16 protein-coding genes and 1 tRNA gene are annotated in these 21,118 nt (G+C 59.6%); 16 read left to right on the top strand and 1 reads right to left on the bottom strand.

What is annotated here, in order from left to right:
- The 11 genes from ACYVNQ_RS09215 to ACYVNQ_RS09165 all read left to right on the top strand — a co-directional run.
- On the top strand, positions 1–103 hold a 103-nt coding region (locus ACYVNQ_RS09215; protein ID WP_080363168.1), incomplete at its 5' end, for an EF-Tu C-terminal domain-related protein.
- 64 nt (positions 104–167) lie between these two features.
- Positions 168–243, top strand: a tRNA-Trp gene (locus ACYVNQ_RS09210).
- A 34-nt stretch (positions 244–277) separates the two neighbouring features.
- Positions 278–658 (top strand): preprotein translocase subunit SecE, encoded by a 381-nt coding sequence (secE, locus tag ACYVNQ_RS09205; protein WP_460902191.1) that lies wholly within the window; start codon positions 278–280, stop codon positions 656–658.
- A gap of 1 nt (position 659) precedes the next feature.
- A complete protein-coding gene (gene nusG / locus ACYVNQ_RS09200; RefSeq protein ID WP_460902190.1) occupies positions 660–1,217 on the top strand; it encodes a transcription termination/antitermination protein NusG in 558 nt (185 codons plus the stop codon).
- Positions 1,218–1,367: 150 nt separating this feature from the next.
- The gene (gene rplK, locus ACYVNQ_RS09195) at positions 1,368–1,799 is read left to right on the top strand and encodes a 50S ribosomal protein L11 (protein ID WP_460902189.1); all 432 of its coding nucleotides are present in this window, start codon (positions 1,368–1,370) and stop codon (positions 1,797–1,799) included.
- On the top strand, positions 1,800–2,498 hold the full coding sequence (gene rplA, locus ACYVNQ_RS09190) for a 50S ribosomal protein L1 (protein ID WP_460902188.1): 699 nt from the start codon (positions 1,800–1,802) through the stop codon (positions 2,496–2,498). It abuts the gene before it with no gap.
- 305 nt (positions 2,499–2,803) lie between these two features.
- Positions 2,804–3,313, top strand: coding sequence for a 50S ribosomal protein L10 (gene rplJ, locus ACYVNQ_RS09185; RefSeq protein WP_460902187.1), 510 nt, complete (start codon positions 2,804–2,806; stop codon positions 3,311–3,313).
- 109 nt (positions 3,314–3,422) lie between these two features.
- Positions 3,423–3,797, top strand: coding sequence for a 50S ribosomal protein L7/L12 (gene rplL / locus ACYVNQ_RS09180; RefSeq protein WP_035935559.1), 375 nt, complete (start codon positions 3,423–3,425; stop codon positions 3,795–3,797).
- A 398-nt stretch (positions 3,798–4,195) separates the two neighbouring features.
- Positions 4,196–8,302, top strand: coding sequence for a DNA-directed RNA polymerase subunit beta (gene rpoB, locus ACYVNQ_RS09175; protein ID WP_460902186.1), 4,107 nt, complete (start codon positions 4,196–4,198; stop codon positions 8,300–8,302).
- A 21-nt stretch (positions 8,303–8,323) separates the two neighbouring features.
- Complete coding sequence (gene rpoC / locus ACYVNQ_RS09170; RefSeq protein WP_460902185.1) at positions 8,324–12,571, top strand: DNA-directed RNA polymerase subunit beta'; 4,248 nt, start codon at positions 8,324–8,326, stop codon at positions 12,569–12,571.
- Between the two features lie 201 nt (positions 12,572–12,772).
- Positions 12,773–14,464 carry a hypothetical protein gene (locus ACYVNQ_RS09165; protein ID WP_460902184.1) on the top strand — a complete coding sequence of 564 codons (1,692 nt, stop codon included), beginning with the start codon at positions 12,773–12,775 and terminating at the stop codon, positions 14,462–14,464.
- A gap of 117 nt (positions 14,465–14,581) precedes the next feature.
- Here the strand turns inward: ACYVNQ_RS09165 and ACYVNQ_RS09160 are convergent, their stop codons facing one another.
- Entirely contained in the window at positions 14,582–15,097 is a 516-nt protein-coding gene (locus ACYVNQ_RS09160) for a nucleoside 2-deoxyribosyltransferase (RefSeq protein ID WP_460902183.1), read from the bottom strand.
- Positions 15,098–15,294: 197 nt separating this feature from the next.
- Between ACYVNQ_RS09160 and recQ the strand changes: the two genes are divergently transcribed.
- From recQ to ACYVNQ_RS09135, 5 genes are all read left to right on the top strand, one after another.
- On the top strand, positions 15,295–17,142 hold the full coding sequence (gene recQ, locus ACYVNQ_RS09155; RefSeq protein WP_460902182.1) for a DNA helicase RecQ: 1,848 nt from the start codon (positions 15,295–15,297) through the stop codon (positions 17,140–17,142).
- A gap of 220 nt (positions 17,143–17,362) precedes the next feature.
- Complete coding sequence (rpsL, locus tag ACYVNQ_RS09150; protein ID WP_006053290.1) at positions 17,363–17,743, top strand: 30S ribosomal protein S12; 381 nt, start codon at positions 17,363–17,365, stop codon at positions 17,741–17,743.
- Positions 17,744–17,939: 196 nt separating this feature from the next.
- Positions 17,940–18,410 (top strand): 30S ribosomal protein S7, encoded by a 471-nt coding sequence (gene rpsG / locus ACYVNQ_RS09145; protein ID WP_006053291.1) that lies wholly within the window; start codon positions 17,940–17,942, stop codon positions 18,408–18,410.
- 136 nt (positions 18,411–18,546) lie between these two features.
- A complete protein-coding gene (fusA, locus tag ACYVNQ_RS09140) occupies positions 18,547–20,649 on the top strand; it encodes an elongation factor G (RefSeq protein WP_460902181.1) in 2,103 nt (700 codons plus the stop codon).
- Between the two features lie 41 nt (positions 20,650–20,690).
- Positions 20,691–21,118: GTP-binding protein (locus ACYVNQ_RS09135; RefSeq protein WP_460902180.1), on the top strand; the 428-nt coding region annotated here is incomplete at its 3' end.

Raw genomic sequence — 21,118 nt, 5'->3', positions numbered from 1 at the left:
GAAGCTGATCGCTCCGATCGCGATGGAAGAAGGTCTGCGCTTCGCAATCCGCGAAGGTGGCCGTACCGTCGGCGCCGGTGTCGTTGCCAAGATCATCGAGTAAAGCCAGAAATTTCTCGTTGATCTGTAGTTTCGGGGTTGGCGGTGTCGTCAACCCCAAATGGTTTAGGGGTATAGCTCAACTGGCAGAGCGTCGGTCTCCAAAACCGAAGGTTGGGGGTTCGATTCCCTCTGCCCCTGCCAACTCTCGCGTCGAAATGGCGCTCGTTAAGGTGTTATGGCGAATCCTTCCGTCGAAACTGTAAATACTTCCGGCGACAAGCTGATGCTGACCGTCGGTGTATTGTTGGTCTTGGCCGGGTTCGTGGGGTTCTTCTGGCTCAACGGCCAGGAGTGGTACGTTCGCGGTGCGGCCTTGGCAGTTGGGTTGATCGCGGGCGTCGCAGTCGGTCTTCTATCCGCGCCCGGCAAGGGTTTTATCGCGTTCGCCAAGGACTCGTATAAGGAAGTTCGCAAGGTGGTGTGGCCGACTCGCAAAGAGGCAAGCCAAACCACGTTGGTGGTCTTCGCATTTGTGTTAGTCATGGCGCTGTTTCTTTGGATTTGCGACAAGTCCATCGAATGGGCGATTTTCTCGGCGATTCTGGGTTGGAAATGATATGAGCGATACGCCGGTATCCCCGAGTGGAAAACGTTGGTACGTCGTGCACGCCTACTCCGGCATGGAGAAGAGCGTGCAACGTGCGCTTCAGGAGCGCATCGAACGTGCTGGCATGCAGGACCAGTTCGGCCAGATTCTGGTCCCGACCGAAGAAGTTGTTGAGGTCAAGGGTGGCCACAAATCGGTGACCGAACGCCGTTTCTTCCCGGGCTACGTCCTGGTCGAAATGGAAATGACCGATGAGACGTGGCACCTCGTGAAGAACACCGCAAAGGTGACGGGGTTCGTCGGCGGGGCGCGTAATCGTCCGAGCCCGATTTCGCCGCGCGAAGTCGAAAAGATCATGTCGCAGATGCAGGAAGGCGTGGAAAAGCCGCGCCCGAAGACCCTGTTCGAAGTCGGCGAGATGGTCCGTGTCAAGGATGGTCCGTTCACCGACTTCAACGGCAGCGTCGAAGAAGTGAACTACGAAAAATCACGTGTCCGCGTTTCCGTTACGATCTTCGGCCGAGCAACGCCGGTCGAACTGGAATTCGGTCAGGTAGAGAAGCTGTAAAGGATTTGTGCGAGCGGCGCCGAGGGCGCCGATTCGCATTTCGCGCAACGGTCCGCGTTATGGCCGTAAGAGGAGCGTCAGTAGCTGAAGTCTGGCGAACGCGCGCTACTACTCACTGAACGCATTTGCGTTCCAACGAGGTTTTCAGACATGGCAAAGAAAATCGTCGGCTTTATCAAGCTGCAGATTCCTGCAGGTAAAGCCAATCCGTCGCCGCCGGTCGGTCCGGCACTGGGTCAGCGCGGCCTGAACATCATGGAGTTCTGCAAGGCGTTCAACGCCCAGACTCAAGCGCTGGAGCCGGGTCTGCCTACTCCGGTCGTCATCACCGCTTTTGCAGACAAGAGCTTCACGTTTGTCCTCAAGACGCCGCCGGCTACCGTGCTGATCAAGAAGGCAGCGAAGGTCGACAAGGGTTCGCCGAAGCCGCACACGGACAAGGTTGGCAAGATCACGCGCGCTCAGGCTGAGGAAATCGCCAAGACGAAGATGCCGGATCTTACGGCTGCCGATATGGACGCAGCGGTCCGCACGATCGCTGGTAGCGCCCGCTCGATGGGCATCACCGTGGAGGGCGTGTAAATGGCTAAGCTTACGAAACGTCAGCAGGCTCTCGCCAGCAAGGTCGACAGCCAAAAGTTGTACCCGATTGCCGACGCTCTGTCGCTGGTGAAGGAATGCGCCAACGCGAAGTTCAACGAGTCGATCGACGTTGCTGTGCAACTCGGCATCGACGCGAAGAAGTCGGATCAAGTGGTCCGCGGTTCGGTCGTGCTGCCGGCAGGTACCGGTAAGTCGGTTCGTGTCGCCGTGTTCGCTCAAGGTGACAAGGCAGAACAAGCACGTGCAGCGGGCGCTGACATCGTCGGTATGGAAGATCTGGCTGAGCAAGTGAAGGCCGGTAACCTGAATTTCGACGTGGTCATCGCTTCGCCGGACACGATGCGTGTGGTCGGTACGCTGGGTCAGATTCTCGGCCCGCGCGGCCTGATGCCGAACCCGAAGGTCGGTACCGTGACGCCGGACGTCGCGACCGCCGTGAAGAATGCAAAGGCTGGTCAAGTGCAGTTCCGTGTCGACAAGGGCGGTATCATCCACGCCACGATCGGCCGTGCTTCGTTCGAAGCCGAAGCGCTGCGCAGCAACCTCAACGCACTCGTCGAGGCGCTGCAGAAGTCGAAGCCGGCAACGAGCAAGGGCGTGTATCTGCGCAAGATCGCTTTGTCGAGCACGATGGGCGTTGGCGTGCGTGTCGATCAAGCGTCGCTGGCAGCACAGTAATATTTTGAACGCTTCGGCGCTGCACTAGCCGAAGCGACTTAAGGGCTTTGGGCGGTCGTGAGTTGCAGCAGTTCGCATCGCACGGCCGGTTGTCAAAGACCGTTGGCGGAAGCGCAGCAATCAGGCGCGACCTTAATGCGAGCCAACGCAGATGGCGAACCCGGGAATAGTTTGAAGTAGCGAAGCCGTTTGAAATCCGCAGCGATGCGGGCGCCGGATGGTTGAAATACTCCTCACTGGTCGGACGCCGTTGTTGAACGCGATGTACGAAGCGCAAGCCGAATGCATCGAATCTGGAGTTAACCGTGCCACTGAACAAAGAAGATAAGCAGGCCGTCGTAGCTGAGGTTTCCGCGCAAGTCGGGAAAGCTCAGACGATCGTTCTGGCCGAGTATCGTGGAATCGCGGTTGGCGATCTGACCAAGCTGCGCGCGAAAGCGCGCGAGCAGCAGGTGTATCTCCGCGTGTTGAAGAACACGCTGGCGCGTCGCGCTGTCGAAGGTACCCCGTTTGCTCCGCTGGCAGAGCAGATGACTGGCCCCCTGATCTACGGCATCTCCGAAGATGCAATTGCCGCTGCTAAAGTCGTCAATGATTTTAGCAAGAGCAATGACAAGTTGGTCATCAAGGCCGGTTCCTACGAAGGCAAGGTGATGGACAAGGCGGGCGTGCAAGCGCTGGCCAACATCCCGAGCCGCGAGGAGCTGCTCTCCAAGCTGTTGTTCGTTATGCAAGCGCCTGTTTCTGGCTTTGCGCGTGCTCTGGCCGCGCTGGCTGAGAAGAAGCAAGGTGAAGAGCAGGGCGAAGCTGCTTAAGGTCCCACAAGGACTCAAGGCAACTCGCACCACGAACTTCAGCCGGGCATAGCGACAGTAAGGTTAAGGATCGCTGGCTGTATCCGAATTCAATCTAGGAGTATTTCAAATGGCAATCGCAAAAGAAGACATCCTCGAAGCCGTAGGCTCGATGTCGGTTCTGGAACTGAACGAACTGGTCAAGGCGTTCGAAGAAAAGTTTGGCGTGTCGGCAGCTGCAGTTGCAGTGGCAGGCCCGGCAGGCGGCGGCGCTGCCGCTGCAGTTGAAGAGCAAACCGAGTTCACGGTCAACCTGACGGAAGTCGGCGCGAACAAGGTTTCTGTGATTAAGGCAGTTCGTGAACTGACGGGTCTTGGCCTGAAGGAAGCGAAGGACCTGGTCGACGGTGCACCGAAGCCTGTCAAGGAAGCGGTGCCTAAGGCTGCTGCTGAAGAAGCCAAGAAGAAGCTGGAAGAAGCGGGCGCGAAGGCTGAAATCAAGTAACTTTCGGCGCGCTCTGCGGAGGCTGGCGGTTTTTCCACCGCCAGCCTTTTTGTGCTTTGTGGGAAGGTCGATTTGCGAGGTAGTTTTTGCCGCAATGATCCCAAGATGCCAAAGAAAATCGTCACTCTGTACAGCTGCGGGCAACGCAAACAATGCGTGCATGGCAAGCAGCAACACCGATTGGCGCTTCTCTTTGTCTTCTGAAGCGACTGCAGAAGGCAAGTTTGGTCGGGCAGCGGGCAACACAGGCATCCGCTGCCGTCAGCCAGCGGTTGGTAGCGGCCAACCACCAAGCTTCTCGGCTCGTTCAAGCAACGGGTCTCAGTCGGTGAACACTCGGGTTGTCACATCAAGGTATCCCGCCTCGACAACAATGCCCGCCGTGATTCGGAGATCGTATGCAATATTCCTTCACCGAGAAGAAGCGTATTCGCAAGAGTTTCGCGAAACGCCCCATCGTTCACCAAGTACCTTTCCTGCTGGCAACCCAGCTTGAATCATTCAGCACGTTTCTGCAAGCCGAAACGTCGACCACGCAACGCAAGTCTGAGGGTCTGCAGGCAGCGTTCACGTCGGTGTTCCCCATTGTTTCTCACAACGGCTTTGCTCGTCTAGAGTTCGTCAGCTACATGCTGTCGCCGCCGGCATTCAACATCAAGGAATGTCAGCAGCGCGGCTTGACCTATTGCTCGGCACTGCGCGCGAAGGTGCGCCTCGTGCTGCTCGATAAAGAATCGCCGAGCAAGCCTGTCGTCAAGGAAGTCAAAGAGCAGGAAGTGTACATGGGCGAAATTCCGCTCATGACGCCGACTGGCTCGTTCGTAATCAACGGCACGGAACGCGTGATCGTTTCGCAGCTGCACCGCTCGCCGGGCGTGTTCTTCGAACACGACAAGGGCAAGACGCACAGCTCGGGCAAGCTGCTGTTCTCGGCACGGATCATCCCGTACCGCGGCTCGTGGCTCGACTTCGAATTCGATCCGAAGGACGTGCTGTACTTCCGCGTCGACCGTCGCCGCAAGATGCCGGTCACGATCCTGCTGAAGGCGATCGGCCTGACGCCGGAACAGATCCTCGCTAACTTCTTCGTGTTCGACAACTTTGCGTTGATGCCGGAAGGCGCGCAGATGGAGTTCGTGCCGGAGCGTCTGCGCGGTGAAGTCGCGCGCTTCGACATCACGGACCGCGAAGGCAACGTGATCGTCACGAAGGACAAGCGGATCAACGCGAAGCACATCCGCGACCTCGACAACGCGAAGACCAAGTTCATTTCGGTTCCGGAAGACTATCTGCTCGGCCGCGTGCTCGCGAAGAACGTGATCGACGGCGACACCGGCGAAGTGATCGCGAACGCGAACGACGAAATCACGGAAACGGTGCTCGAGAAGCTGCGCGAGGCGAAGATCAAGGACATCCAGACGCTCTACACGAACGATCTGGATCAAGGTCCGTACATCTCGTCGACGCTGCGCATCGACGAAACCGCAGACCGCATGGCTGCGCGTATCGCGATCTACCGGATGATGCGTCCGGGCGAACCGCCGACCGAAGAAGCAGTGGAAGCGCTGTTCAACCGTCTGTTCTACAGCGAAGACGCGTACGACCTGTCGAAGGTCGGCCGTATGAAGTTCAACCGCCGTGTCGGCCGCGATGAAATCATCGGACCGATGACGCTGCAGGACGACGACATCCTCGCGACGATCAAGATCCTGGTCGAGCTGCGCAACGGCAAGGGCGAAGTGGACGACATCGACCACTTGGGCAATCGTCGTGTGCGTTGCGTCGGCGAACTGGCGGAAAACCAGTTCCGTGCCGGTCTCGTGCGTGTCGAACGTGCGGTGAAGGAGCGTTTGGGTCAGGCAGAAAGCGAAAACCTGATGCCGCACGACCTGATCAACTCGAAGCCGATTTCGTCGGCGATTCGCGAGTTCTTCGGTTCGTCGCAGCTGTCGCAGTTCATGGACCAGACCAACCCGCTGTCGGAAATCACCCACAAGCGCCGTGTTTCGGCACTTGGCCCGGGCGGTCTGACGCGTGAGCGCGCTGGCTTTGAAGTGCGCGACGTGCACCCGACCCACTACGGCCGCGTGTGCCCGATCGAAACGCCGGAAGGTCCGAACATCGGCCTGATCAACTCGCTGGCACTGTACGCGCACCTGAACGAATACGGCTTCCTCGAAACGCCGTATCGCAAGGTGACGGACAGCAAGGTGACCGACCAGATCGACTATCTGTCGGCGATCGAAGAAGGCCGTTACGTGATCGCTCAGGCGAACGCGGCGGTGGCCGACGACGGCACGCTGACCGACGAACTGGTGTCGTCGCGTGAAGCGGGCGAAACGCTGATGGTCACGCCGGACCGCATCCAGTACATGGACGTGGCGCCGTCGCAGATCGTGTCGGTGGCCGCTTCGCTGATTCCGTTCCTCGAGCACGACGACGCGAACCGCGCGTTGATGGGCTCGAACATGCAGCGTCAGGCAGTGCCGTGTCTGCGTCCTGAAAAGGCCGTGGTCGGTACGGGTATCGAGCGCACGGTGGCGGTCGACTCGGGTACGACGGTTCAGGCATTCCGCGGTGGCGTGGTCGATTACGTCGACGCCGGCCGCATGGTGATCCGCGTGAACGACGATGAAGCCGCAGCGGGCGACGTCGGCGTGGACATCTACAACCTGATCAAGTACACGCGTTCGAACCAGAACACGAACATCAACCAGCGCCCGATCGTGAAGGTCGGCGACATCGTGTCGCGTGGCGACGTGCTGGCTGACGGCGCATCGACCGACCTCGGCGAACTGGCGCTTGGCCAGAACATGCTGGTCGCGTTCATGCCGTGGAACGGCTACAACTTCGAAGACTCGATCCTGATCTCGGAAAAAGTCGTGGCCGACGATCGCTACACGTCGATCCACATCGAAGAGCTGAACGTGGTCGCTCGCGACACGAAGCTCGGACCGGAAGAAATCACGCGCGACATTTCGAACCTCGCGGAAGTGCAACTTGGCCGTCTCGACGAGTCGGGCATCGTGTACATCGGCGCGGAAGTGGAAGCCGGCGACGTGCTGGTCGGCAAGGTCACGCCGAAGGGCGAAACCCAGCTGACGCCGGAAGAAAAGCTGCTGCGCGCGATCTTCGGTGAAAAGGCGTCGGACGTGAAGGACACGTCGCTGCGCGTGCCGTCGGGCATGAGCGGCACGGTGATCGACGTGCAGGTGTTCACGCGCGAAGGCATCCAGCGCGACAAGCGTGCACAGCAGATCATCGACGACGAACTGAAGCGCTATCGCCTCGACCTGAACGACCAGCTGCGTATCGTGGAAGGCGACGCGTTCCAGCGTCTGGCCCGTATGCTCGATGGCAAGGTCGCAAACGGCGGTCCGAAGAAGCTCGTGAAGGGTACGAAGATCGACCAGGCTTACCTGTCCGATCTCGACCACTACCACTGGTTCGACATCCGCCTCGCGGACGAAGAAGCAGCGGCACAGCTCGAAGCGATCAAGGACTCGATCGAACAGAAGCGTCACCAATTCGATCTCGCGTTCGAAGAAAAGCGCAAGAAGCTCACGCAAGGCGACGAACTGCCGCCGGGCGTGCTGAAGATGGTCAAGGTGTACCTCGCCGTGAAGCGCCGCCTGCAGCCTGGCGACAAGATGGCAGGTCGTCACGGTAACAAGGGCGTGGTGTCGAAGATCGTTCCGGTCGAAGACATGCCGTACATGGCCGATGGCCGTCCGGCTGACGTCGTGCTGAATCCGCTCGGCGTGCCGTCGCGGATGAACGTGGGTCAGGTGCTCGAAGTGCATCTGGGCTGGGCCGCGAAGGGTCTCGGCTGGCGGATCGGCGAAATGCTGCAGCGTCAGGCGAAGATCGAAGAACTGCGTGTGTTCCTGACCAAGATCTACAACGAGTCGGGCCGCCCGGAAGAGATCGACTCGTTCACGGACGACGAAATCGTCGAACTGGCGAAGAACCTGCGCGAAGGCGTGCCGTTCGCGACGCCGGTGTTCGACGGTGCGACCGAAGACGAAATGTCGAAGATGCTCGATCTGGCCTTCCCGGACGACATCGCAGCACAGCTCGGCATGACGAAGTCGAAGAACCAGGTGCGTCTGTACGACGGCCGCACGGGTGAAGGTTTCGAGCGTACGGTGACGGTGGGCTACATGCACTACCTGAAGCTGCACCACCTGGTCGACGACAAGATGCACGCGCGTTCGACCGGTCCGTACTCGCTTGTCACGCAGCAGCCGCTGGGTGGTAAGGCGCAGTTCGGCGGCCAGCGTTTCGGTGAAATGGAAGTGTGGGCGCTTGAAGCGTACGGTGCATCGTACGTGTTGCAGGAAATGCTGACGGTCAAGTCGGATGACGTGACAGGCCGGACCAAGGTGTACGAGAACCTGGTCAAGGGCGATCACGTGATCGACGCCGGCATGCCGGAATCCTTCAACGTGCTGGTGAAGGAAATCCGCTCGCTCGGTATCGACATCGATCTCGACCGCAACTAATCGGACTACGGAGAGAAAGCAATGAAAGCTCTGCTCGATCTATTCAAGCAAGTCCAACAAGAAGAAGTTTTTGACGCAATCAAGATCGGTCTGGCGTCGCCGGACAAGATCCGTTCGTGGTCGTTCGGTGAAGTGAAGAAGCCGGAGACCATCAACTACCGTACCTTCAAGCCGGAGCGGGATGGTCTGTTCTGCGCGAAGATCTTCGGGCCGATCAAAGATTACGAATGCCTGTGCGGCAAGTACAAGCGCCTGAAGCATCGCGGCGTGATCTGCGAAAAGTGCGGCGTCGAAGTGACGCTCGCCAAGGTGCGTCGCGAACGGATGGGCCACATCGAACTGGCCTCGCCGGTTGCGCACATCTGGTTTTTGAAGTCGCTGCCGTCGCGTCTGGGCATGGTGCTCGACATGACGCTGCGCGACATCGAACGCGTGCTGTACTTCGAAGCATACGTCGTGATCGATCCGGGCATGACGCCGCTGAAAGCGCGGCAGATCATGACCGAAGAGGATTACTACAACAAGGTCGAAGAGTACGGTGACGAATTCCGTGCCGAAATGGGCGCGGAAGGCGTGCGCGAACTGCTGCGTGCGATCAACATCGACGAGCAGGTCGAGATGCTGCGCACCGAACTGAAGAACACCGGTTCGGAAGCGAAGATCAAGAAGTACGCGAAGCGCCTGAAAGTGCTCGAGGCATTCCAGCGTTCGGGCATCAAGCCCGAGTGGATGATTCTCGAAGTGCTGCCGGTGCTGCCGCCGGAACTGCGTCCGCTGGTGCCGCTGGATGGCGGCCGCTTCGCGACGTCGGACCTGAACGACCTGTATCGCCGCGTGATCAACCGTAACAACCGGTTGAAGCGTCTGCTCGAGCTGAAGGCGCCTGAAATCATCGTCCGCAACGAAAAGCGGATGCTGCAGGAAGCTGTCGACTCGCTGCTCGACAACGGCCGTCGCGGTAAGGCGATGACCGGCGCGAACAAGCGTCCGCTGAAGTCGCTCGCCGACATGATCAAGGGTAAGGGCGGTCGTTTCCGTCAGAACTTGCTCGGTAAGCGCGTCGACTACTCGGGCCGTTCGGTGATCGTGGTGGGTCCGACGCTGAAGCTGCACCAGTGCGGTCTGCCGAAGCTGATGGCGCTCGAGCTGTTCAAGCCGTTCATCTTCAACAAGCTTGAAGTGATGGGCGTCGCGACGACCATCAAGGCTGCGAAGAAGGAAGTCGAGAACCAGACGGCGGTGGTGTGGGACATCCTCGAAGAGGTGATCCGCGAACATCCGGTGATGCTGAACCGCGCACCGACGCTGCACCGTCTTGGCATTCAGGCGTTCGAGCCGGTGCTGATCGAAGGTAAGGCAATCCAGCTGCACCCGCTGGTTTGTGCGGCGTTCAACGCCGACTTCGACGGCGACCAGATGGCTGTTCACGTTCCGCTGTCGCTTGAAGCGCAGATGGAAGCGCGCACGCTGATGCTGGCGTCGAACAACGTGCTGTTCCCGGCTAACGGCGATCCGTCGATCGTGCCGTCGCAGGATATCGTGCTCGGCCTGTACTACGCGACGCGCGAAGCGATCAACGGCAAGGGCGAAGGGATGACCTTCACCGGCGTGTCGGAAGCGCTGCGTGCGTACGAGAACAAGGAAGTCGAGCTCGCGTCGCGGGTCAACGTGCGGATCACCGAAATGGTCCACAACGAAGACAAGTCCGAAGGCGCACCGAAGTTCGTGCCGAAGATCTCGCTGTTCGCGACCACCGTCGGCCGTTCGATCCTGTCGGAAATCCTGCCGCCGGGTCTGCCGTTCACGGTGCTGAACAAGCCGCTGAAGAAGAAGGAAATTTCGCGTCTGATCAACACCGCGTTCCGCAAGTGCGGTCTGCGCGAAACGGTGATCTTCGCCGACCAGCTGATGCAATCGGGTTTCCGCCTCGCTACGCGCGCCGGTATTTCGATCTGCGTGGACGACATGCTCGTGCCGCCGCAGAAAGAAACCATCGTCGGCGACGCTGCGCGCAAGGTGAAGGAATACGACCGTCAGTACATGTCGGGTCTGGTTACCGCGCAAGAGCGCTACAACAACGTGGTCGACATCTGGTCGGCAACGTCGGAAGCGGTCGGCAAGGCGATGATGGAGCAGCTGTCGACGGAGCCGGTAACGGACCGCGACGGCAACGAAACGCGCCAGGAATCGTTCAACTCGATCTACATGATGGCCGACTCGGGCGCGCGCGGTTCCGCGGTGCAGATTCGTCAGCTGGCCGGTATGCGCGGCCTGATGGCGAAGCCGGACGGCTCGATCATCGAGACGCCGATTACGGCGAACTTCCGCGAAGGCCTGAACGTGTTGCAGTACTTCATCTCGACCCACGGTGCACGTAAGGGTCTGGCTGATACGGCACTGAAGACGGCGAACTCGGGCTACCTGACGCGGCGTCTCGTCGACGTGACGCAGGATCTGGTGGTGGTCGAAGAGGATTGCGGTACCTCGAACGGCGTCGCCATGAAGGCGTTGGTCGAAGGCGGTGAAGTCGTCGAAGCGCTGCGCGACCGGATTCTCGGCCGCGTTGCGGTGGCGGACGTCGTCAATCCGGAGACGCAGGAAACGCTGTACGAAGTCGGCACCTTGCTCGACGAAACGGCAGTCGAAGAAATCGAGCGTCTGGGTATCGACGAAGTGCGCGTGCGCACGCCGCTGACCTGCGAAACGCGTTACGGTCTGTGTGCGTCGTGCTACGGCCGCGACCTGGGCCGCGGTTCGCGCGTGAACGTCGGCGAAGCAGTCGGCGTGATCGCAGCACAGTCGATCGGTGAGCCGGGCACGCAGCTGACGATGCGTACGTTCCACATCGGTGGTGCGGCATCGCGTGCGGCAGTGGCGTCGTCGGTCGAGGCGAAGTCGAACGGTACCGTTCGCTTCACCGCGACGATGCGTTACGTCACCAACGCGAAGGGCGAGCAGATCGTCATCTCGCGTTCGGGCGAAGCGATGATCACCGACGATCACGGTCGCGAGCGCGAACGTCACAAGGTGCCGTACGGCGCCACGCTGTTGCAGCTCGACGGCGCGCAGATCAAGGCCGGTACGCAACTGGCCACGTGGGATCCGCTGACGCGTCCGATCATCACCGAGTACGGCGGTACGGTGAAGTTCGAAAACGTCGAGGAAGGCGTGACGGTCGCCAAGCAGATCGACGACGTGACCGGTCTTTCGACGCTGGTCGTGATCGACGTGAAGCGCCGCGGTTCGCAAGCATCGAAGAGCGTGCGTCCGCAGGTCAAACTGCTCGACGCGAGCGGCGAGGAAGTGAAGATCCCGGGCACCGAGCACTCGGTGCAGATCGGCTTCCAGGTTGGCGCGCTGATTACCGTGAAGGACGGTCAGCAGGTTCAGGTGGGTGAAGTGCTTGCACGTATCCCGACCGAATCGCAGAAGACGCGTGACATTACCGGTGGTCTGCCGCGCGTGGCCGAGCTGTTCGAAGCACGTTCGCCGAAGGATGCAGGTATCCTGGCGGAAGTTACCGGCACGACGTCGTTCGGTAAGGACACGAAGGGCAAGCAGCGTCTCGTTATCACGGACCTCGAGGGCAACCAGCACGAGTTCCTGATCGCGAAGGAAAAGCAGGTTCTGGTGCACGATGCTCAGGTCGTCAACAAGGGCGAAATGATCGTCGACGGGCCGGCGGATCCGCACGACATCCTGCGTCTGCAGGGTATCGAAGCGCTGTCGCGTTACATCGTGGACGAAGTGCAGGACGTGTACCGTCTGCAGGGCGTGAAGATCAACGACAAGCACATTGAAGTGATCGTGCGTCAGATGCTGCGTCGTGTGCAGATTACGGACAACGGCGATACGCGTTTCATCCCGGGCGAACAGGTCGAGCGGTCGGACATGCTCGACGAGAACGACCGTATGACCGCGGAAGACAAGCGTCCGGCAACCTACGAGAACGTGCTGCTGGGTATCACGAAGGCCTCGTTGTCGACCGATTCGTTCATCTCGGCGGCGTCGTTCCAGGAAACGACGCGCGTGCTGACCGAAGCGGCGATCATGGGCAAGCGCGACGATCTGCGTGGTTTGAAGGAAAACGTGATCGTCGGCCGTCTGATTCCGGCAGGTACGGGTCTCGCGTTCCACAAGGCGCGCAAGTCCAAGGAGTCGTCGGATCGCGAGCGTTTCGACCAGATCGCGGCAGAAGAAGCGTTCGAGTTCGGCACGCCGGAAACGCCGGCTGTCGAGCCGCAGCAAGCGCCGCACACCAACGAGTAAGCGATGGTACGGAGGGCGGCGTAAGCCGCTCTTTGCCGGAGCTTCAGTAGTTGGCAAAAAAGCCGCTCAGTTTCGACTGAGCGGCTTTTTTTATTGGCGCGGCGGGTTGTCGCGCGGCGCTTCGCCACGCTTCGTATTACCTGCGGGACTGACTCGGGCTGCACACTGCAGCGAAAGGTTTCAGTCCGTGGAGTGCTGGCTATGTTCCATTTCGAAAGTCGTAGTGCATCGTTGGGTCACTTGCCCGATGGCGAGATTTTCAGGCCATTATCGACGGACGACAATCTCGCGCGTCCCGCTTCCGCCAATCTGGCGGCGCTTCGCAGAACCGATCTGACGGTTGAGCTTCGAAAGCAGGTTGGGTCGGAAAATATGCAAACTTTTCCTGAGAGTGCGCGGGGTATTTCGGCCACTAAACCCAGGTTGATCGCTCACCATGTTGTCGAGCCCTATGTGGGTTATCTGAGAGACAGCGGACAACTCGCAGATCAACATGCCATTGAGACAATCAGGAATATCGTTGGTCAGCTCGCCAAGCCTGCATTGGCTCAACATCAAGGTAGCCCGCAGCAGTACGTGTCACATGGATTCGATCACTCGAATCGGGTAGCCGGGTACATCCGCAAGATTGTCGACGCATACCCGGAAATCGAAGAAGCTGCGGCGAAAAAATACAATATCTCCAGCGAGCTCGCGCGCTTCCTGTTTCAGACGTTAGCGCATTGGCACGATATTGGATATCCAGACCTCAATAGTCGACCGAAGTCGACGCACGGACTGTCGAGTGCGTCGCGGTTCGACGACATACGTGATCAACTGGGCACTGTGATACGGCGTGAGAACGGTCGGGTTGATGAGGCGCTGACCGACATGAGAAAGGCAATTCAGCTTCACTCCGCCGATGTCGATGTAGAGCACTATCCGATCAATGTGAAGACTGATCGAGGAGCGATATTGACCTCAGATGCGGATTCTCTGAAGCGTCTGTTAGACCACTATTCAATTTCATCGCTCCGCCCTCATCGGGTACTGGAAATAGACATTCGCGGTACGCACGCGAAGGAGATCGAAAAGCAGGCTAACGATATCCTGAAGGCCCGGTCGTTCGATCACCCGGTAAAGGTAACGGCCGACGAGAATAAGTGCGACTACGCTGGTCGGCCCGCGTCGCTGGATAGAAACAACGAGGTGAAAGTAGGGCTGCGCTACACCGAGCAGGAGTTAACCGAGAATCCGTTTGCTGTGATTCGCCTCGCGGACAACCTTGATATGGCAGTGGACCGTTTAAGCCCGCTGCAGCGGTCAGCCGTATTTCGAGCGATCTATTGGAAGCTCGGCGATCGAGGGCCGATAGGCCGTGCGTTATCGGAATTGAGCAAGCTGGATGGAAACGACACCTCCGAAGTACCGGCCATACTGCGCAACCTTCGAGGTGCAGCAGCGGCTAGCAAATCGCTCGATATCGACTCGTCGATTCTTTTCGACGTAGCGATGCAATTCATGGCGAATGCTGTCTACGGGTTAAATGCCACGGCCGCACGCCGGTTACTGGTACGGGCCACCACCGACAGCGTGTTGAGAAGCCCCGCTGCACGAGATCTTTCTCAGGCGGAACGCGGCAGCCTGCGAGAAATCGGATATCGCCTGAATGGCGAATCTGTTTGCCATTTTGGCGGGTGCGAAGCGATCGAAAACGTGGAGATCAAACCGGGAAAAGTCGTCGTGACCGTCAATGTGCCCGTGTACCGGAGAGCGAATGAATTGAAGGATCCCGCCGGTGTTGGCATTGGCGAGTATCAGATCGAGCGCGCACGACAGGCATTTGCCAGTTTGACGATTAACGGCAAGCGTCCTGTGATCGAAGTCGTTGAGCGGAACGCTGGGAAGGTGTGAAGCCTTCCCGAAAGCTCACCGCGGATTCGCGGATCGCCGAGGCCGGCCTGCACATCCGCGCGCGGCTCGAATGAAACGCGCGCCGCGCAACAGAGTCGAACCTTGCCTCGACGCGCGCTATCGCGGTTTGGCCAACGCATTCCTGATCGCATCGAGGCAGGTTGCCGCATCGCCGACCACCAACTGCACTGTGCAGGCCAGCATCAGGTTCACCGGCAGACCAAAGTCTTCGACGACAAAGCCGCGCGCGCAAACTGCCGCGTCGTCCTTCATACCCACAGCCGCCCGCACGACCAGCGGCAGTTTATCCGCTCGATAACCCCAAACCGGCTTGCCCAATGCGACCGCAAACCCTACCTCGAACGCGGTGCCGGCATCAGGCTCGCCGTCACCGCGGAAATCGTTCAGGTTGGCCATTACCACGTCGGCCGCGCGAATCGAGTCGAGGTTCTTGTTGCAGATCCATTGAGCGGTCTGTTGTGCGGACAGGCCCGCCGGCGCGGCACCGTCGCTCGGATAGAGGCCGGCCAGGCCGCGCTCGGCACACAGCGCCTTCAGATGTTCGCCATGCGCGGCGGCATCGGCACGAAACACATCGAAGCCGGCCAGATAGACCTGCGGAAAGTTTGTCATTGCGTTCTGCACGTTGTGCATCCAATCTCCACCCAGAACTGAAACCGATGATGAGTGTATCGCGCCTCAACCTGCGCTTACACCTGGCCGAATGGCGAACGTTGTGCTCAAAGGCGGGCACGGCGCAAATGCGTTGGTAAAATTCGTGTCTCCGTGGTCCGCTTGCTGTTTCATACTCTTGTCACTCACACTCGTACATGTCCCGTCCGCTCGAAATTCTTAACGATGTCTTTGGCTACCCCGCGTTCAGAGGGCAGCAAGGCGAAATAGTCGAGCACGTTGCCGGCGGCGGTGACTGTCTGGTGTTGATGCCGACCGGTGGCGGCAAGTCGCTGTGCTATCAGATCCCTGCGCTCGTGCGCAAAGAGAAGGAGCTGGGCGCGGGAATCGTCGTTTCTCCGCTGATCGCGCTGATGCAGGACCAGGTCGCGGCCCTCACCGAGGTGGGCGTGCGCGCCGCGTATCTGAACTCGACTCTATCGGGCGCGGAAGCTGCCGCGACCGAACGCGCGTTGCGCAGTGGCGAGATCGACCTGCTATACGTCGCGCCCGAGCGCTTGATGACGCCGCGTTTTCTCGAACTGCTCGAGCGCACGCGCATCGGCCTGTTTGCCATCGACGAAGCGCACTGCGTATCGCAATGGGGGCACGACTTCCGGCCGGAGTATATCCAGCTGTCGGTGCTGCACGAGCGTTTTCCTTCGGTGCCGCGCATCGCGCTGACGGCCACCGCTGACGCGGTGACACGCGAGGAAATCATTCATCGCCTCGCGCTCGATGATGCGCGAGTCTTCATTTCGAGCTTCGATCGCCCGAATATCCGCTATCGGATCGTCGAAAAAGACAACGCGCGCGCACAGCTGCTCGATTTCATTCGCGCGGAACACTTGCGGCCCGACGGAACCAGCGATGCGGGCGTGGTTTATTGCCTGTCGCGTCGCAAGGTCGAGGAAACCGCGGAATGGCTGAAGGCGCAGGGCATTCGCGCATTGCCGTATCACGCGGGCATGGAGTTTGAGATTCGGCAGAAGCATCAGGAAGCATTCCAGCGCGAAGAGGGCGTGGTGATGTGCGCGACGATCGCGTTCGGCATGGGCATCGACAAGCCGGACGTGCGTTTCGTCGCGCACCTGGATTTGCCCAAGAGCGTCGAAGGCTATTACCAGGAAACGGGCCGCGCAGGTCGCGACGGCCTGCCCGCGAACGCGTGGATGGCCTATGGTCTCGGCGATGTCGTGCAGCAGCGCAAGATGATCGATGAGTCCGAGGCCGACGATGCGCACAAGCGCGTTCAAACCAGCAAGCTCGACGCGTTGCTGGGCCTGTGCGAGGCGGCCACGTGCCGGCGCGTGCGCCTCTTGGCCTACTTTGGCGAGACGAGTTCGCCGTGCGGCAACTGCGACACTTGCCTTGAACCGCCCGATCAATGGGATGCGACGCGCGAATCGCAAATGGCGCTGTCGTGCGTGTTTCGTGCCCAACGCGCGAGCGGCTTCAATTTCGGCGCAGGGCATCTGATCGACATCCTGCGCGGCAATCGCACCGAGAAGATTTTGCAGCGCGGGCACGATCAGCTGAGCACCTTTGGAATCGGTGCGGCGTTGTCAGAACACGAATGGCGCGCGGCATTCCGGCAACTCGTCGCATTCGGCTATCTGACGGTGGATCACGATGGCTTCGGCTCGCTGGTCCTTACCGAGGCCAGTAAAGCGGTGCTAAAAGGCGAGCAAAAGGTGACGATGCGTCGCTATGTGAAGCCGACCCGCACGCGTCAGACATCTGGGCGCACCAGCGAGCGCGCCGACCCTACGGTGGGTATGAACGCGCGCGAACGCGCGCGCTGGGAGCGGCTACGCGCATGGCGCTCCGAGACGGCGAAGAGCGACGGCGTGCCGGCATACGTGATCTTCCACGATGCGACGCTTGCCGAAATTGCGCGCAGCGGCCCCGCTTCACTGGACGACCTGCGCCATATTCCCGGCATGGGCACGCGCAAGCTCGACCGCTTTGGCGACGAACTGCTGGAGGTCGTCGCAGCCGACTGACGCGGCAAGTTGCATCGGCAGGCGCGACAAGCCGCAACTTGTTGACTCATTTGGTATTTTCAGAATATGATGCTAGGTTCCGGTTCGTCCCATGCCTGCGTGCGCGCTCAGTTTGTTGAGTTCGCGTAGGTCGGTCAACGTCGCCGGAGTTCGATCGGCAGTCGTTTTCGCTTTGCCCGGAAACGAATGCGTCGATTTTGTTCAATTTCAGGAATAAACAATGCCAACCATCAATCAACTGGTTCGCAAGGGCCGCACGTCGGAAACGACGAAAAGCAAAAGCCCGGCCTTGCAGGACTGCCCCCAGCGTCGCGGCGTGTGCACCCGTGTGTACACCACGACGCCGAAGAAGCCGAACTCGGCTCTTCGTAAAGTTGCCAAAGTGCGTCTCACCAACGGTTTCGAAGTCATTTCGTACATCGGCGGTGAAGGCCACAACTTGCAGGAACACTCGGTCGTGCTGATCCGCGGCGGTCGTGTGAAAGACTTGCCGGGTGTGCGCTATCACATGGTTCGTGGCTCGCTGGATACCCAGGGCGTCAAGGATCGTAAGCAAGCTCGTTCGAAGTACGGTGCCAAGCGCGCCAAGGCCGGCAAGTAATTCGCCGGTTGGTTTGTCAGTAGTTTCAGGTTGCCTGCAAAGGCGTTAATCGCGGTGGTGCCGGAATCGCCGGTGCTGTCGAGTAAGTGGTCACCCGACCAGGCTGGTAAGTCTTCGAAGATGAATCGGGTTAGTTGGTGGCCGCGGGGCACGCGTTTTGAAGCGTCGCTCCAACTGAAAAAGTAAAGGAAGAAACATGCCGCGTCGTCGCGAAGTCCCCAAGCGGGAAGTGTTGCCGGATCCGAAATTCGGTAACGTTGATGTAGCAAAATTCATGAACGTGCTGATGCTCTCGGGCAAGAAGTCGGTTGCCGAGCGCATTGTGTACGGTGCTTTCGAACAGATCCAGACCAAGGGTGGCAAGGACCCGCTGGAAGTGTTCACGGTAGCGCTCAACAACGTGAAGCCGGTAGTCGAAGTGAAGAGCCGTCGCGTTGGTGGTGCGAACTATCAGGTTCCGGTCGAAGTGCGTCCGTCGCGTCGTATGGCATTGGCGATGCGCTGGTTGCGTGAGGCCGCGAAGAAGCGCAGTGAAAAGTCGATGGCGTTGCGTCTGGCCGGTGAACTGTCGGAAGCCGCTGAAGGTCGCGGAGGCGCGATGAAGAAGCGCGACGAAGTGCACCGGATGGCGGAAGCCAACAAGGCGTTCTCGCATTTCCGTTTCTAAAGCGTCCCGCCCCCGGGCGGACAGTCTGAATAACGGAAAGAAATTCCGGGCGGGTGCGCTAACCAGCGCCTCGCCCGTTTGTGTTAGGGCGCATGGGTAATTGATCCCCATTGCGTCATTCCCATAGAGGATAAAAGTGGCTCGCAAGACACCCATCGAGCGCTACCGCAACATCGGTATCAGCGCTCACATCGACGCCGGCAAAACGACGACGACCGAGCGGATCCTGTTCTACACCGGCGTGAATCACAAGATTGGCGAAGTGCACGACGGCGCTGCCACCATGGACTGGATGGAGCAGGAGCAGGAACGCGGCATCACCATTACGTCCGCTGCCACGACCGCTTTCTGGAAGGGCATGGGCGGTAACTATCCGGAACACCGGATCAACATCATCGATACGCCGGGTCACGTCGACTTCACGATTGAAGTCGAGCGCTCGATGCGCGTGCTCGACGGTGCGTGCATGGTTTATTGCGCGGTCGGCGGCGTGCAGCCGCAGTCTGAAACGGTGTGGCGCCAGGCTAACAAGTACAAGGTGCCGCGTCTTGCGTTCGTCAACAAGATGGACCGTACCGGCGCGAACTTCTTCAAGGTCTACGACCAGTTGAAGAACCGCCTGAAGGCAAACCCGGTTCCGGTCGTGGTGCCGATCGGCTCCGAAGAGAACTTCAAGGGCGTCGTCGATCTGCTGAAGATGAAAGCGATCATTTGGGACGAGGCGTCGCAAGGTACGAAGTTCGACTACATCGACATCCCGGCTGAACTCGTCGACACGTGCAACGAGTGGCGCGAGAAGATGATCGAGTCGGCTGCCGAAGCCAGCGAAGAGCTGATGGAAAAGTATCTCGGCGGCGAAACGCTGTCGGAAGCTGAGATCGTCAAGGCACTGCGCGACCGTACGATCGCGTGCGAAATCCAGCCGATGCTGTGCGGTACCGCGTTCAAGAACAAGGGCGTGCAGCGTATGCTGGATGCCGTGATCGATTTCCTGCCGTCGCCGGTCGACATTCCGCCGGTCAAGGGCGAGCTGGAAAACGGTGAAATGGCCGAACGCCGTGCGGCAGATGACGAGAAGTTCTCGTCGCTCGCGTTCAAGATCATGACCGACCCGTTTGTCGGCCAGCTGATCTTCTTCCGTGTCTATTCGGGTGTGGTGAAATCCGGCGACACGGTGCTGAACTCGACCAAAGACAAGAAAGAACGTCTCGGTCGTATTCTGCAGATGCACGCCAACCAGCGTGAAGAAATCAAGGAAGTTCACGCCGGCGATATCGCTGCAGCAGTCGGCCTGAAGGAAGCAACGACAGGCGACACGTTGTGCGATCCGGCTAACCCGATCGTGCTCGAGCGCATGATCTTCCCGGAACCGGTGATTTCGCAGGCCGTTGAGCCGAAGACGAAGCCGGACCAGGAAAAGATGGGTATCGCGCTGAACCGTCTGGCTCAGGAAGACCCGTCGTTCCGCGTGCAAACGGACGAAGAGTCGGGCCAGACCATTATTTCGGGCATGGGCGAGCTCCACCTCGAAATTCTGGTTGACCGGATGAAGCGTGAATTCGGCGTAGAAGCTACCGTCGGCAAGCCGCAGGTTGCGTATCGCGAAACGATCCGCAGCACGGCGAAGGACGTCGAAGGCAAGTTCGTCAAGCAGTCGGGTGGTCGCGGCCAGTACGGTCACGCGGTCATCACGCTGGAGCCGAACGAGCAAGGCAAGGGCTACGAGTTCCTCGACGAGATCAAGGGTGGTGTGATTCCGCGTGAATACATCCCGGCGGTCGACAAGGGCATCACGGAAACCCTGAAGGCTGGCGTGCTGGCAGGCTTCCCGGTGGTCGACGTGAAGGTTCACCTGACCTTCGGTTCGTACCACGACGTTGACTCGAACGAAAATGCGTTCCGCATGGCCGGTTCGATGGCGTTCAAGGAAGCGATGCGCAAGGCAAGCCCGGTGATTCTCGAGCCGATGATGGCCGTTGAAGTGGAAACGCCGGAAGACTACATGGGTAACGTGATGGGCGACCTGTCGGGCCGTCGCGGTATCGTGCAGGGCATGGAAGACATGATCGGCGGCGGCAAGATCGTCCGCGCGGAAGTTCCGTTGTCGGAAATGTTCGGTTACTCGACGTCGCTGCGTTCGCTGACGCAAGGCCGTGCGACGTACACGATGGAGTTCAAGCACTACTCGGAAGCGCCGCGCAACGTGTCGGAAGCGATCATCAACGCGAAGGCGAAGTAATTTTCGGCATCGCCGATCAACTTTTTTGAAAGAAGAGAAACATGGCTAAAGGTAAATTCGAACGGACCAAGCCGCACGTGAACGTGGGCACGATCGGTCACGTTGACCACGGCAAGACCACGCTGACGGCGGCGATCACGACGGTGCTGACCGCGAAGTTCGGCGGCGAAGCGAAGGCGTACGACCAGATCGACGCAGCGCCGGAAGAAAAGGCGCGCGGCATCACGATCAACACGGCGCACGTCGAGTACGAAACGGCGAACCGCCACTACGCGCACGTCGACTGCCCGGGCCACGCTGACTATGTGAAGAACATGATCACGGGCGCAGCGCAGATGGACGGCGCGATCCTGGTGTGCTCGGCCGCAGACGGCCCGATGCCGCAAACGCGTGAGCACATCCTGCTGGCGCGTCAGGTCGGTGTGCCGTACATCATCGTGTTCCTGAACAAGTGCGACATGGTGGACGA

The organism is Paraburkholderia jirisanensis (assembly GCF_054782355.1).
Note: the sequence above shows the minus strand (reverse complement) of the source record. Positions and strands in the feature narration are given on the sequence as shown.